11 protein-coding genes are annotated in these 14759 nt (G+C 71.4%); 7 read left to right on the forward strand and 4 right to left on the reverse strand.

The window, feature by feature from the left end; all coding sequences use genetic code 11:
• Positions 1-19 precede the first annotated feature (19 nt).
• The 3 genes from ACFW16_RS18815 to ACFW16_RS18825 all read left to right on the forward strand — a co-directional run bounded on the left by ACFW16_RS18815 (position 20) and on the right by ACFW16_RS18825 (position 7153).
• Positions 20-1930, forward strand: a complete 1911-nt coding sequence (locus ACFW16_RS18815) for an autotransporter assembly complex family protein (RefSeq protein WP_380307737.1) — start codon at positions 20-22, stop codon at positions 1928-1930.
• Positions 1930-6294 carry a translocation/assembly module TamB domain-containing protein gene (locus tag ACFW16_RS18820; protein WP_380307739.1) on the forward strand — a complete coding sequence of 1455 codons (4365 nt, stop codon included), beginning with the start codon at positions 1930-1932 and terminating at the stop codon, positions 6292-6294. The genes ACFW16_RS18815 and ACFW16_RS18820 overlap by 1 nt, the downstream gene beginning before the upstream one ends.
• 289 nt (positions 6295-6583) lie before the next feature.
• Positions 6584-7153: a hypothetical protein gene (locus tag ACFW16_RS18825; protein WP_380307741.1), complete on the forward strand. Its 570-nt coding sequence runs from the start codon at positions 6584-6586 to the stop codon at positions 7151-7153.
• A gap of 9 nt (positions 7154-7162) precedes the next feature.
• Here the strand turns inward: ACFW16_RS18825 and ACFW16_RS18830 are convergent, their stop codons facing one another.
• A complete protein-coding gene (locus ACFW16_RS18830) occupies positions 7163-8137 on the reverse strand; it encodes a LysR substrate-binding domain-containing protein (RefSeq protein ID WP_380307743.1) in 975 nt (324 codons plus the stop codon).
• Between the two features lie 144 nt (positions 8138-8281).
• Between ACFW16_RS18830 and ACFW16_RS18835 the strand changes: the two genes are divergently transcribed.
• Together ACFW16_RS18835 and ACFW16_RS18840 are read left to right on the forward strand one after the other, a co-directional pair.
• Positions 8282-8821 carry a peroxiredoxin gene (locus tag ACFW16_RS18835; protein ID WP_380307865.1) on the forward strand — a complete coding sequence of 180 codons (540 nt, stop codon included), beginning with the start codon at positions 8282-8284 and terminating at the stop codon, positions 8819-8821.
• A gap of 90 nt (positions 8822-8911) precedes the next feature.
• Positions 8912-9445: a carboxymuconolactone decarboxylase family protein gene (locus ACFW16_RS18840; protein WP_380307745.1), complete on the forward strand. Its 534-nt coding sequence runs from the start codon at positions 8912-8914 to the stop codon at positions 9443-9445.
• Between the two features lie 50 nt (positions 9446-9495).
• Here the strand turns inward: ACFW16_RS18840 and ACFW16_RS18845 are convergent, their stop codons facing one another.
• From ACFW16_RS18845 to ACFW16_RS18855, 3 genes are read right to left on the reverse strand one after another with little or no spacing between them, the layout of a single operon-like run.
• Complete coding sequence (locus ACFW16_RS18845; protein ID WP_380307747.1) at positions 9496-10317, reverse strand: ABC transporter ATP-binding protein; 822 nt, start codon at positions 10315-10317, stop codon at positions 9496-9498.
• Complete coding sequence (locus ACFW16_RS18850) at positions 10308-11390, reverse strand: FecCD family ABC transporter permease (protein WP_380307749.1); 1083 nt, start codon at positions 11388-11390, stop codon at positions 10308-10310. Before ACFW16_RS18850 ends, ACFW16_RS18845 begins: the two co-directional genes overlap by 10 nt.
• Before the next feature lie 8 nt (positions 11391-11398).
• Positions 11399-12538 carry an ABC transporter substrate-binding protein gene (locus tag ACFW16_RS18855; RefSeq protein ID WP_380307751.1) on the reverse strand — a complete coding sequence of 380 codons (1140 nt, stop codon included), beginning with the start codon at positions 12536-12538 and terminating at the stop codon, positions 11399-11401.
• Positions 12539-12670: 132 nt separating this feature from the next.
• On the opposite strand from ACFW16_RS18855, the gene ACFW16_RS18860 reads away from it, so the two are divergent.
• Together ACFW16_RS18860 and ACFW16_RS18865 are read left to right on the forward strand one after the other, a co-directional pair.
• Positions 12671-13753 carry an FUSC family protein gene (locus ACFW16_RS18860; protein ID WP_380307753.1) on the forward strand — a complete coding sequence of 361 codons (1083 nt, stop codon included), beginning with the start codon at positions 12671-12673 and terminating at the stop codon, positions 13751-13753.
• A 16-nt stretch (positions 13754-13769) separates the two neighbouring features.
• Positions 13770-14660 carry a dihydrodipicolinate synthase family protein gene (locus ACFW16_RS18865; RefSeq protein WP_380307755.1) on the forward strand — a complete coding sequence of 297 codons (891 nt, stop codon included), beginning with the start codon at positions 13770-13772 and terminating at the stop codon, positions 14658-14660.
• Positions 14661-14759 lie beyond the last annotated feature (99 nt).

Here is a 14759-nt window from a genome sequence, read left to right on the forward strand (position 1 = left end):
GATCAGGGGGAGCGCGGGATTGCGGGCAAGACTGGGCAGGTTCGGGTGGCTCGGCCTCCTCGCGGCACTGGTTCCGTCGGCGGCGCTGCTGGCCCAGGACGAGGCGCCGGCCACCGAAGGCGAGGCGGCGACCGAGGCGGCGCCGCTGCCCGACGAGCTGCCCTATGCGGCGACGCTGGAGCCGATCCCGGACGAGAACGCGACCGCGGCGCTGACCGGCGCCTCGAACCTGCTGAAGCTGCAGTCCAGCCCGCCCTCGGGCCCGGTCGGGCTGGTCCGCCGCGCCATGGCCGACCGCGACCGGCTGTACGGTGCGCTGGGGGCGCTGTCCTATTACGGGGGCGAGGTCCACATCGCCATCGACGGCGCGGAGCTGGACGATCCCGGGCTGATCGACCGGCTGACGGCGCGGCGCGGCAAGGATCCGGTCAAGGTCTCGATCAAGATCGATCTCGGTCCATCTTATAAATTCAAGACCGTGCGGCTGACCGACACCCAGGGGTCGGACCAGCTGCCGCTGGTGATCGACCGGGCGCCGCTCGGCCTCGATCCCGGCAAGCCGGCGCTGTCGGCGACGATCCTGAGCGCCGAGGGCGCCATGGTGGCGCAGATGAACGACCAGGGCTACCCGCTGGCCAAGGTGCCGTCGCGCGACGCGGTGGTCGACCATGCCGACCGGACCATGGACCTGACCGAGATGCTGGACCCGGGGCCCAAGGCCGGCTTCGGCCCGGTCGCGGTGGAAGGCCAGGAGACGGTCCGGGAAAGCTTCATCCGCAGCCGCGTGCCTTTCGTCACCGGCCAGATCTACTCGCCGCAGCAGGTCCAGGACCTGCGCAAGGACCTGGCCGATCTGGGCGTGTTCAGCAGCGTCCGCGTCACCACCGCGGATCAGGTGGACGCGCAGGGCAACGTCCCGGTGACGATCGCGGTGCAGGAGCGGCCGCTGCGCTTCATCGGCTTCGGCGCCAAGTACGAGACCAATTACGGCGCCGGGGTGAACGCCTATTGGGGCCACCGCAACCTGTGGGGCGGGGCCGAGCAGCTGCGCATCGACGGCGAGGTCAGCGGCCTCGGCTACAACGACGCCGCCGAACCGAACTTCAAGTTCGGCGTGTCCCTGAAGGTGCCGGGCTTCCTCGACCGCAACACCACGCTCGACAGCAAGGCCGAGGCGGTGCGCGAGGTGCTGGACGCCTATACCAGCACCCGCGGCCTGGTGCAGAGCATCGCCACCTACCACTATACCAAGCAGATCGACCTGCTGGCGGGCCTCAGCTTCGAGACCGGCCATGTCGAGAACGATGAGGGCGAGTGGGACTACACCTTCGTCGGCATCCCGCTCGGCGCCAAGATCGACACCACCGACAACCTCTTGAACCCGACCAAGGGCTACCGGGCCCAGCTGTCGCTGACCCCCTATCCCACCTTCCTCGGCTCCTCGGTCGACATGATCGTGGCCAAGGCGCTGGGGTCGGCCTATCTGGACCTGTCGGGCGGCGACGGCGACATCGTCCTGGCCGGGCAGCTGGGCATCAGCAGCATCGCCGGGCCGGACATCGCCGACGTGCCGCCCGACAAGCGGCTGTATGCCGGCGGCGGCGGCACCGTCCGCGGCTACAAGTACCAGAGCATCGGCCCGCTGGATAAGAACGACAACCCGACCGGGGGCCTGAGCTCGATCATCGGCAGCCTGGAGCTGCGCTACAAGATCACCGACACGATCGGCATCGTGCCGTTCTTCGACGCCGGCGGCGTCTATGAGAAGAGCGTCCCGGATTTCGGCACCGACATCCAGTACGCGGCCGGGCTGGGCGCCCGCTACTACACCGGCATTGGGCCGATCCGCGCCGACATCGCCATTCCGCTGAACAAGCGCAAGAGCGATGACAGCTTCCAGCTCTACATCAGCATCGGGCAGGCCTTCTGATGCGCGCTCTCCGGCTTCTCCTCATCGTCCTCGCGATCGTCATCGGCCTGCCGGTCGCGCTGCTGCTGCTCGTCTTCGCGGCGGCGCAGACCGGACCCGGCAAGCGCCTGATCGCCGACCAGGCCGGCAGCCTGGCGAGCTCGCCGGAGATGCAGGTCTCGGTCGGCGCGATCGAAGGCTTCGTGCCCTTCGACATGACGGTACGCGACGTCGCCGTGTCCGACCCCGAGGGCAAGATGGTGACGGTCGACTGGGCCCGCCTGGCCTGGAGCCCGACGGCGCTGCTGCGCCGAACCCTGCGGGTCGATGCGGTCGAGGCCGGCACGGTCACGGTCGACCGCCTCCCCGCCGGCGGCGCCGAGCCGGAGCCGGAGCCGAGCTCCGGCGGCTTCTCGCTGCCGCGGCTGCCGGTCGACATCCGGCTCGACCGGCTGAATGTGGAGCGGATCGCGATCGGCCCGGCCGTCGCCGGAATGGCGGCGACGCTGAGCGTGGCCGGCGATGCCCAGCTGGGCGACCCGTCGCAGGGCCTGGCGGCCAACCTCGCGGTCCGCCGGCTGGACGGCGCGGCCGGCGACATCACCGCCCGCCTGGCCTTCATCCCGTCGACCGAGCAGCTCGACGTCGCCGTGTCGGTGCAGGAGCCGCCGGGCGGCGTCATCGCCGCCATGGCCCAGTTCCCGGGACAGCCGCCGGTCGACCTCCGGCTCGACGGCAGCGGCACGCTGTCCGACTGGCGCGCCACCCTGGCCGGCAAGGTCGGCGACCTGGGCGGAGTCGACGGCCAGGTGCGGATCGCGCCCGGCGAAGGCCGCCGGCGCCTGACGGTCGATCTCAACGCCGACGCGGCCCGGCTGGTCCCGGCCGGGATCGCCGCGCTGGTGCAGGGCCCGACGACGCTGAAGGCCGAGGCCGAGATCGCCGATGCCGGCCCGATCACCATCCGGCAGCTCGACGCCGCGGCCGCCGCCGGCACCGTGTCGGTGACCGGCAGCGTGAACCCGACCGGCAACCAGGTGGATCTCGCCTACACGCTGCAGGCCGGCGCCGCCGCCGGCTTCGCCACCCTGCTGCCGCCCGGCACCGGCTGGGACTCGCTGGCGGTCGACGGCACCGCCCGGGGCGCCCTGGACGCTCCGGTCGTCGCCGCCACGATCCGTGGGGCCGGGCTGCGCCAGGCGCCTTACGGCGCCGGCACGCTGGCAGTCGACCTGACGGCGACGCCGCAGGGCAAGCTGTCCGACCCCGAGGCCCCGATCGGGCTGCATGTCACCGCCTCCGCCGACGGCCTGGCGCTCGGCGATCCGCAGATGGAAGCCGCGGCCGGTCGCACCCTGCAGCTCAGCCTCGACGGCAGCGCCACCCAGTCGGGCAAGGCGGTCATCGACCGGCTGGAGACCCGGCTGGACGGCGCGGTGCTGACCGCCGGCGGCCAGGGCGATGCCATGGCGCCGTCCGGCGCCGGCACGCTGCACCTGACCGCCGCCGATCTCGGCCGCTTCTCCGGCCTGGTCGGCCAGCCGATCTCCGGCGCCCTCGACCTGACGGTGAAGCCGTCGCTGGCCGCGGACGGCGCCGCCACCCTGGAATGGAACGGCGCCATCCGCGAACCGAAGGCCGAGGCGACGCCGACCGCCGCGGTGCTGGGCCGGGAGGCGACGCTGACCGGCCGGATCGAGCGCGACGCCGGCGGCAGGATCACCGTCTCCGGCATCAGCGTGAAGGGCGACAAGGCCTCGCTCGACGCCGCCGGAACGCTGGACGGCGAGGCGATCCAGGGCACGATCAAGGCGGCGCTGGGCTCGCTCGCCGCGGTGTCGCCCGGGATCGAGGGCGCGGTGTCGGTCGACACCACCCTGTCCGGCGCGATCGGCGCCCTCGGCGTCAAGGGCCAAGTGGTGGCCGAGGGGGTGAAGACCGCCGGCCATGCGATCGAGCGCCTGACCGTCGATATCGACGCCGCCGGCCTGCCCTCCGCCCCCGCCGGCACGGTCAAGCTGGCCGGCACGGTCGACGGCAAGCCGGCCACCGGCAACATCGTGCTGGCCCAGGGTCCGAACGGCGGCTTCGACCTCAATCCGCTGGTGCTGGACGTCGCCGGCATCAAGGCCGACGGCAACGCCGCGGTGGCCGCGGACGGCAAGCCGGTCGGCGGCACCGTCCGCCTCGCCGTCGCCGATCTCGGCGTGGTCGGCGCCTTCATCGGCCAGGCGCTGCGCGGCCAGCTCGACGCCACCCTCTCGCTCGATCCCGCGGCCGGGGCCAAGATCGACCTGACCGCGCGACGCGTCGCCTATGCCGACCAGGCCCAGCTCGGCGAGGTCCGGCTGACCGGGACCGTGCTCGACCCGATGGCGGACGGCCGGCGCATCCAGGACGGCCGGCTGCTGGTCACCAACGCCGCCGCCAGCGGCACGCCGATCAGCCGGGCCGAGCTGACCGTCGCCGGCACCATGCAGCAGCTGGCGCTGAAGCTGCAGGCCGCGACCGGCTACGGCACCGCCGACATGGCGGCCGATGTCGGCCTGAACGGGGCCGAAACCGTGGTCGGCCTGAAGAGCCTGGCGATCCGCCAGTCCGGCCAGTCGGTCACCCTGTCGAAGCCGGCCACGATCCGTGCCGGCGCCACCGGCGTCGACCTCGGCACCATCGACCTCGCGGTCAGCGGCGGCGGCAGCGTCACCCTGTCGGGCCGGGCCGGAGACGCGCTGGACCTGCGCGCCCGCATCGCCCGGCTGCCGCTCGGCCTGGCGTCGATCGCCAGCCCCGGCCTCGAGCTGCAGGGCCGGCTGGACGGCGACGCCACCATCACCGGCAGCGCCGCCGATCCGGGCGGCAAGTTCTCGCTGAAGGTGTCCGGCGCCAAGATGGGCGGGCTGAACACCGCCGGCCTGCCCGCGGTGGACGCCACCGCCGACGGCACGCTGGGCGGCCGGCGCGTCACCGTCACCAGCCGGGTCACCGCCGGGCGCGCCCGGCTCGACCTGCAGGCCGCGGTGCCGATGGGCGGCGGGCCGCTCTCGGCCTCGGCCAAGGGCCAGGTCGAGCTGGCGATGTTCAACGACTTCCTGGCCGCCGGCGCCGATCGCATCGGCGGGCCGCTCTCGCTCGACATCAGGATCGAGGGCACGCCCGACAGGCCCCAGGCCTCCGGCACCGTCACGCTGCGCAACGGCAGCTATCAGAACTCCGAATACGGCGTCCGGCTGCAGAACATCGACGCCACCGTGACCGGCGCCGGTGACAGCTTCCGCCTGACCAGCCTGTCGGCGAAGACGCCGGGCAGCGGCACCATCAGCGGCAGCGGCAGCGTCACCCTGGGGGCGGGCGGCAGCCTGCCGGTCGACGTCCGGATCCAGACCAGCAATGCGCTGCTGGTGTCCAGCGACCTGGCCACCGTCCATGCCGACAGCGACCTGACGATGTCCGGCGACCTGTCGGCCGATTCCCTGCTCAAGGGCTCGGTCAAGCTGCGCCAGGCGGTGATCCAGATCCCGGACAGCTTCCCGGTCTCGGTCACGCCGATCCCGGTGCGCCAGGTCAATGCACCGCCGGAGATCGCCGCCCGGCTGAAGGACCAGGAGCCCCCGCCCGCCGCCCGCCAGGCGTCGGCCCGGGCGCCGCGCCGGGCGGAGCCGCAGAAGCCGCCATCGCAGATCGCCCTCGACATCACCGTAGAGGCGCCGAACCAGCTCTATGTCCGCGGCCAGGGCATCGATGCCGAGATGCAGGGCCAGATCCATGTCGTCGGCACCACCACGACGCCCGACATCCAGGGCGGTTTCGAGATGCGGCGCGGCGCGATCTCGAAATTCGGCCAGCGGCTGGATTTCGAGCGCGGGCGCATCACCTTCGACGGCGGCGTGATGACGGATCCGCGGCTCGATTTCCTGGCGTCGTCCCGGGCCGGCGACGTCACCGCCCATATCCTGGTCGGCGGCTATGCCTCCAAGCCGGAGCTCACGCTCAGCTCGACGCCCGAGCTGCCGCAGGACGAGGTGCTGTCGCGCCTGCTGTTCGGCCAGGCCACCGGCCAGCTCAGCCCGACCCAGGCGATCCAGCTGGCCCAGGCGGCGGCCGAGCTGGCGGGGGTCGGCGGCGGCGGCACCGGACTGCTCGGCGGCATCCAGAAGTCGCTCGGCCTCGACCAGCTCGACTTCAACACCGATGCCTCCGGCGGGTCGGCAGTCGGCCTCGGCCGCTATCTCACCAAGGGTGTCCGAGTCGGCGTCGAGCAGGGAATCGACGCGGGCAGCACCCGGGCCATGGTCACCCTCGACGTGACCGACAACATCAAGGGAAAGGCGGAGGTCGGCGGCGACAGCGGCGGTGCCGTGGGGGTGACGATGGAGTGGGACTACTGAGAGGGGACGCCCGCGACCATTTGCCACAACCCTGAGTTGCAGCTTCAGCAACTCGGGACGCCTTCTCTTCGGCATGGGCGGGGACAGCTGCCGTGTCGCCCATCCTTCGCCGTCGTCCGCCGGATAGCACGTGTCAAAAGTTGTATAAAATACGAAACTTTTTTTAATTAACTCGGATGTTACATTCATTCAGCTTGTCTGGAACGTTCTTTCTTGGCACGCATCATTTTTGATCCCCAAACGGGCCCAAGCGGAAGGGACGACGCAGATGGCGCTTGAGAAAGCCCCGATGCCGAGGGGTGTTGACCAGCCGTTCGACGACAATCCTTGCGAGACGATCTACGCCGAGGACACCAGCCAGATCATGGAGCAGCGCTGGTACAAGCGTTTCAGAGACGGCGCAGCCGACTACTTCCTGCATCGCGACGGAGCGCCGGCGCGCATCGAATACCACGACAACGGCGCCGTGCGCCGCGAGGACTGGTTCCAGGTCGGGCGCTATCACCAGACCGCGAAGCCGGCGGTGACCGTCTACCATCCCGACGGCACGCCGAAATTCGAGTGGTGGTTCGTGGCCGACGAGGCCCATCGCGAGGATGGCCCGGCCTACATCCACCACGGCCGCGACGGCAACCGGCTGGAGCGCTGGTACCGGCACAACCAGCGCCATCGGACCGACGGGCCGGCCGTGGTCGAACGCGACAGTGACGGCACCGTCCGCAAGGCCGAATGGTGGCTGGGCGGCAAGGAGGTCACCACCGCGGCGGAGGCGTTCCTGGCCGAGACCGGGGCGCGATGGCCGTTCGACGCGCGGACCGAGGCCGGTTTCCTGGAGCGGGTGCTGTCCCGCGCCGCATAGCGCGGCGTGTCAGCCGGCGATCTTCCGTTCCGGCTCCACGCCCTCGCCTTCGGACGGATCCTCCCGCGGGATCGCCACCGCTCCTTCCGGCAGGTGCTGGCGCAGGAACCCGGCCAGCATCTCGATCTCGCCGCGGCGCGCCGCCCCCCGCCGCCACACCAGCCCGATCCGCCGCGACGGCGGCGGCGCATCGAACGGCCTGAGCGCGATGTCGCTGTCGGCCGTGGTTGGCGCGGTGCAGGCCAGGGCCGGCAGCAGCGTGATGCCGATCCGCCCGGCCACCATCTCGCGCAGGGTGGACAGGCTGGTGGCGCCGAAGGCGTCCTCCTGGGTCCGCGCCGCTCTGCGGCACACCTCCAGCGCCTGGTCGCGCAGGCAGTGCCCGTCCTCCAGCAGCAGCAGATGCTCGTCCGACAGGTCGGCGGGCGTCACCCGGTTGACGCGGGCCAGCCGGTGCCCGGTCGGCACGGCCAGCAGGAACGGCTCGTCGAACACCGGCAGCGAGTCCAGCTTCGGATCCTCGACCGGCAGGGCCAAGAGCGCCGCCTCCAGCTCGCCGCGGCGCAGCCGCTCGACCAGCCGGTCGGTCAGGTCCTCGCGCAGATAGAGGCGCAGCTCCGGATAGCTGCGGCGCAGCGTCCGCATCAGCCGCGGCAGCAGATAGGGGCCGAGCGTCGGGATCACGCCGAGCCGGAAATCGCCGGCCAGCGGCGCCGCCTGGTCGCGGGCGGCCAGCAGCAGGTCCTGGGTTTCCGCGAGGATTCGTCGCGCCCGGGCGACCACCGCCTCACCCAGCGGGGTCAGGATGATGCGCCGCCTCGACCGTTCGAACAGCGGCCCGCCCAGCATCTCCTCCAACGCCTGCACCTGGGCGCTGAGCGAAGGCTGGCTGACATGGCAGGCGGCGGCGGCCCGGCCGAAATGCCGCGTGTCGGCGACCGCGACGACATAGCGGAGCTGCCGCAGGGTGATGGGTTGGTTCATAGGCTCAAGCTATCATAATTGTCGGAACAATCGATTGGATTGTGGGAATCCGCCTTGCTATCTGCTTGCTGCAGCGCGAAATCATTTCCGCTGCACTGCAAACACGAAGTCCACGACACATCCCCACGGAGCCTCCAGATGCCCATGCTGACCATCGGCGACACCTTCCCGGATTTCTCGCTCCAGGCCGTCGTCTCGACCGACCCGAAGGACGCCTTCACCCAGATCGACCGCGCCGCCAGCAAGGGCAAGTGGAAGGTCGTGTTCTTCTGGCCGAAGGACTTCACCTTCGTCTGCCCGACCGAGATCGCGGCATTCGGCAAGCTGGCCGGTGACTTCCATGACCGCGACGCGCTGGTCTACGGCGTCTCGACCGACAGCGAGTTCGTGCACCTGGCCTGGCGCCAGAACCACGCCGACCTGAAGGAGCTGCCGATCCCGATGCTGGCCGACATCCGCAAGGATCTCAGCCGCTCGCTCGGCATCCTCGAGAAGAGCGAGGAAGTCTGCCTGCGCGCCACCTTCGTCGTCGATCCGGACAACATCATCCGCTTCGTCTCGGTCAACGACATGTCGGTCGGCCGCAACCCGCAGGAGGTCCTGCGCGTCCTCGACGCCCTGCAGACCGACGAGCTCTGCCCCTGCAACTGGCAGAAGGGCGAGGAGACCCTGAAGGCCGCCTGATCGTCTGATCGGCACCTTCCCTCTGCGCGGCCGGTCCGACCCCGGACCGGCCGTTGCCTTTTCCAGACCCGACATCCCGCCGGAGCCCCCATGTCGATCGACACGCTGAAGGCCAGCCTTCCCGACTACGCCAAGGATCTGAAGCTCAACCTGTCCTCGGTCCTGACCCCGCCCGGCGTGACCGCCCAGCAGATCTGGGGCTCGGCCCTGGCCAGCGCCTATGCCTCGCGCAACGCCACCGTGATCAAGGCGATCGCCGCCGAAGCGGCGCAGCACCTGTCGCCCGAGGCGCAGGGCGCCGCCAAGACCGCGGCGGCGATCATGGGCATGAACAACATCTACTACCGCTTCACCCACCTCGTGTCCGAGAAGGACTACGCGACCATGCCGGCGCGGCTGCGCATGAACGCGATCGCCAATCCGGGCGTCGACCAGGTGGATTTCGAGCTGTATTCGCTGGCGGTGTCGGCGATCAACGGCTGCGGCATGTGCATGGACAGCCATGAGCAGGTCGTCGCCAAGAAGGGCGTCGGCAAGGACGTGGTCCAGGCCGTGATCCGCATCGCCGCGGTGATCCACGGCGTGGCCGCCACCCTGGACGCCGAGGAGAAGCTGGCCGCCTGACGGCCCGCGCTCCGGCAGTGCGAAAGGCCCGCCCCGTGGCGGGCCTTTTGCTATTCGGCGGCCAGCCGGTCGAGCGGGATGCGGCGCCGGCGGGTGGAGCGGTCGGCCAGCACCATCGGCATGCCGTCGGAGCAGGTCTCGATCCGCGCCTCGACGCCGTAGACCTCGCGCAGCATCTCGGCGGTGACCACCGCGCGCGGCTCGCCGCAGGCGGCGACGCGGCCCTCCCGCAGCACCAGCACCCGGTCGGTGAAGCGCACCGCCTGGTTCAGATCGTGCAGCGCGATCAGCACGCAGAGCCCCCGGCTGCGCGCCAGGTCGCGGATCAGCGTCAGCACCTCGACCTGGCGCTGCAGGTCGAGCGCGCTGGTCGGCTCGTCCATCAAGAGGATGCGCGGATCGCGCACCAGCGCCTGGGCGATCGAGACCAGCTGCTTCTGGCCGCCGCTGAGCTCGCCCAGGTTGCGCATGGCGAGGTCGTCGATCTCGAGCAGCCCGAGCGTGCGGGTGACGGCGTCCAGATCGGTGTCGTCGACCCGCCAGCCGGCGCTGCTCTTGCGCGCCAGCAGCACGGATTCGAGCACGGTCAGGACGGCGTTCACCGCCGTCTCCTGCGGCAGGTGGCAGGGCCGGCTGGGATCGCCCTGGGTCCAGCTGCCGGCGGGGCGGCCGTCGATCAGCACCTCGCCCGGGCCGCCGATCAGCCCGGCGATGCGGCGGAACAGGCTGGACTTGCCGACCGCGTTCGGGCCGATCACCGCGGTCACCTCGCCGCCCTGCATCACCGGCGTGGTGATGCCGTGCAGCACCGCCCGGCGGCCATAGGCGACCGAGACGTCGCGAAGTTCGAGGGTGACAAGGTTCATTGCCATGCGCGGCGCCGGCTGGTCAGGATCAGGCTGAAGAAGAAGGGCACGCCGACCAGGGCGGTGATCACGCCGATCGGGAAGATGACGCCCGGCACGATCGACTTCGACACGATCGAGGTGGCGGACAGCATCAGCGCCCCGGCCAGGGCCGAGGCCGGCAGGAAGAAGCGCTGGTCCTCGCCGATCAGCATGCGGGCGATGTGCGGGCCTACGAGGCCGACGAAGCCGATGGTGCCGACGAAGGCGACAGGCACGGCCGCCAGCAGGCTGACCGCCAGGATCGTCTCCAGCCGCAGGCGGCGGACATCGATGCCGAAGCTGCGGGCCTTGTCCTCGCCCAGCCGCAGCGCCGTCAGCTGCCAGGCCCGGCGCGCCATCAGCGGCAGCAGGACGACCAGCACCCCGGCGGTGACCGCCAGCTTGCCCCAGCTGGCCTTGCCCAGGCTGCCCATGGTCCAGAACACCACCGCGGCCAGCGCCTGCTCCGACGCCACATACTGCAGCAGCGACAGGAGCGCGTTGAAGGTGAAGACGATGGCGATGCCCAGCAGCACCACCGTCTCCATGGTCACACCGCGGCGCTGGCTCAGCGCGTGCAGGCCCAGCGACGCCACCAGCGCCATCAGGAAGGCGTTGACCGGCACCATGACGTCGGTCAGCGACGGGATCAGCGCCACGCCGAGGACGATGGCCAGCGCCGCGCCGAAGCTGGCGGCGGCGGAGATGCCGAGGGTGAAGGGGTCGGCCAGCGGGTTGTTCAGCACCGTCTGCATCTGGGCGCCGGCCACGGCCAGGGCGGCACCGACCACGACGGCCATCAGCGCCACCGGCAGGCGGATATCCCAGATCACCACCCTGAGCGTCGCCGGCACATCGGACGGCGAGACCAGGGCGGACACCACCTCGCCGACGCCGTAGCGCGCCGGGCCGATGCCGATGTCGAGCACCAGGCTGACCAGGAGCGCCGCGGCCAGGGCGGCGAGCAGCAGCAGCTTGCGCCGGGCCAGGCCGCGATAGGCGGCGCGGCCGGCGCTGAGGTGGGTGGCGATCGGGATCGGAGAGGCGTGGTCGACCATGAGAACCTTCAGCCCGCCGGGGCCAGCGAGACCCAGTAGCCGGGCCGGTACGGGATCGGCAGGAAGCGCTCGTGCAGGGTGCGGAACGTCGCCTCCGGGTCGAGGTCGGCGAAGAGATCCGGATGCAGCCACTTGGCGATCTGCTGCACCCCGACGAACTGGTAGGGGCTGTCGTAGAACTGATGCCAGATGGCGTGGACGCGGCCATCGGCCACCGCCTTGACGCCGGTATAGGCCGGGCGCCGCACCAGCGCCGCCAGCCGCTCCTTCGCCTTGGCCTGGTCGGCGTCGGGGCCGAGCCCGACCCAGCCGCCGTCGGGCACGAACTGCGACCAGTTGGCGCCGGTGGCGATGACCACGTCGGGGTTGGCGACCGTCACCTGCTCCGGGTTCAGCACGCCGAAGGCGCCGGGGATCAGGCCGGCGGCGATGTTGGTGCCGCCGGCCATCCGCACCATGCGGCCGAAATTCTCGTCGCCGAAGGAGGCGCAGCATTCCGCGCCCCAGCCGGTGCCGGCGGCGCGCTCGATCATCACCTTGGGCTTCGGCGCATCCGCCTTGGACAACCGGCCCAGCACCAGGTCCAACTGCTGGCGGTAGAAGGCGATGAAGTCCTCGGCCCGGTCCTGCCGGCCCAGGATCTGGCCGAACAGCCGGACGCTGGGCTCGGTGTTGGTGAAGGGCTCGTCCCGGAAATCGATGAAGACGGTGGCGATGCCGGCGCCCTCCAGCGTCTTGATCAGCCCGGATTCCTCGGCCGCCGGCTTCTGGCCCAAGAGCAGGAACAGCACGTCGGGCTTCAGCGCGATCGCCTGCTCGGTGTTGAACGTCCCCTCCTCCGGATCGCCGATGTCGGGGATGGCGTCGATGCCGGGGAACTTCGCCTGGTACAGCCTGTAGGTGTCGAGGTCCGAGCGCTCGAACTCGTCCTTCCAGCCGGCGATGCGGCCGATCGGGTTCTCGCGGTCCAGCGCCGCGACGATGTAGATCTGCCGCCCCTCGCCGAGCAGGATGCGCTCGACATGCTTCGGCACCTCGACGGTCCGGCCGGCCAGGTCGGTGACCGAGATCTTGTCTTCCGCCGCCAGCGCGGCGCCGGCGCAGAGGCTGAGCGCCGCCGCCGCCAGGAACCGGATCATCGAGCCCATTCGCACCCCCGTCGTGACCGGGGTTGGGTACCATGCGGATATTGCGATTGCGAGTGCTTTTCAGTCTCGCTCGGCGAGGCTGCAGCGGAGCGCGGCTCTCTGGCATGCTGTCGCCGCAGCCCCGGAGTCGCGATGATTCAGCTGTCCCGTGTCCGCCTCGATCCGATCCATGTCCGCCAGGCGGTGCGGGGCGCGATCGCGGCCGTCGCCGCCTATGCCCTGGCCGAGGCCTTCGGCCTGCCCAAGGGCTACTGGTCGGTGCTGACCGCCGTGATCGTGATGCAGGCCACGCTCGGCGCCACGCTGAGCGCCACCATCGACCGGCTGCTCGGCACCGCGTTGGGCGCCGCGTTCGGGGTGGTGGGCGCGGTGCTGTCCGGCCCATCGGCGCTGCGCACCGGCGCGGTGCTGCTGCTGGTGATGCTGGCCACGGTCTATATCGCCGCCCGGCGGCCCAGCCTGCGGCTCGGCTCCGTCACCGCGGCGATCGTCATGCTGTCCGACCCGAGCCATGCCGACCCGCTGGGCGCCGCCTTCCAGCGGGTGGCCGAAATCGGCCTCGGCGCCGTGGTCGGCGTGCTGGCCGCCCTCCTGATCCTGCCGGCCCGGGCCGGCGACCATCTGCGCGACACCGCCGCCGAGCTGCTCGGCCAATGCGCCACGCTGCTGACCCTGATCGCCGGCCGCCTCGCCGGGTCGGGGGAGGACCCGACGGCGCTGAACCAGCGTATCCGCACGCTGCTGCGCAAGGGCGACGGCCAGATCGACGAGGCGCGGCGGGAACGGCCCGGCGCCATTCCCGACCATCTCGACCCGGCGCCGATCATCCGCACCATCCGCCGCCTGTGGCACAGCGAGATCATCCTGGTCCGCGCCGCCCAGGCCCCGCTGTCGCCGCCGCTCCAGGCCGCGCTGGGGGCGACGCTGGACCAGGCGGTGACGGCGGCGAAGAAGCGGATGACCGCGCTGGCCGCGGCCCTGGAAGCGAGGGCGGCGCCGGGCGACGGCAGCGCCCTCGACCAGGCCGTGGCGGCGCTGCAGAGCAGCATCGATGCGCTGCGGGGCACGGGTGGGGACGGCCTCGACGGCCGCGAATTCGGCCAGGCCTTCGCCATCGCCTTCACCTTCGCCCAGCTCCGCGACAGCCTCGCCGATCTGGCCGAGCGGCTGCGCGAGCAGGCGGGCGAGGCGACGGCGCCGCCGACGGCGGACTGAAATCAGGGAGAGCGCCATGACCGCATCCGGCATCCACGCCATCCTCTACGCCTTCTTCGATGCCGAGGAGCGGCTGGACCGCGCCGCCATGCGCCGGCAGGTGGAGGCCTGCCTGGAGGCCGGGGTCGCCGGCATCGCCGCCCTCGGCCTGGCCACCGAGGTGGCGAAGCTGAGCTTCGACGAGCGCCGGGCGGTGATGGACTGGGTGGCCGAGGATGTCGGCGGCCGGGTGCCGGTCGGCTTCACCATCTTCGGCCCGTCGGTGGCGGAGCAGGTGGCGATGGTCCGCGCCGCCGAGGCGGCCGGGGCCGGCTGGCTGATCCTGCAGCCGCCGGCCGCCGGCAGCCACGGCGCCGGCGAGTACCTGGATTTCTTCAGCCGGGTGATGGATGCGACGGCGCTGCCGGTGGCGATCCAGAACGCGCCGCAATATCTCGGCCGCGGCCTGTCCGCCGAGGACGTCGCCCGGCTGATGCGGCGCCACGCCAACATGACCCTGATCAAGGCGGAGGGGTCGGCCATCGAGATCGAGCGGCTGATCGCCGCCACCGAGGGCCGGCTGCGGGTGTTCAACGGCCGCGGCGGGCTGGAGATGATCGACAGCCTGCGCGCCGGCTGCAGCGGCTTCCTGCTGGCACCGGACGCGGTCGACCACGCGGTGGCGATCCAGCGGCGGTACGAGGCCGGGGACGAGGCAGGGGCCGCCGCTGCCTATGCCCGGGTGGCGCCGTCGATCGTCTTCGTCATGCAGTCGATCGAGACGCTGATCTGCTACGGCAAGCGCCTGTTCGCCGCCCGGGCGGGCTTGGCGGTTCACGATCGGGCGCCGGCGCTGCGCCCGACCGAGTTCGGGCTCGATCTGGTGGCCCGGCACGCCGCGGCGCTCGGGCCGTTCGGGCCGCGCTGACAGCCAGCTTCGTAGGTTGGGTTCGCGTCGGCGAACCCAACATTCGTTCGGGCTGCGCGGTGTTGGGTTCGCGTTCGCGAACCCAACCTACGTCGAGCG

The sequence above is a fragment of the Inquilinus sp. NPDC058860 genome (assembly GCF_042743185.1).
In the GTDB taxonomy this organism is placed as follows: Bacteria; Pseudomonadota; Alphaproteobacteria; order DSM-16000; family Inquilinaceae; genus Inquilinus.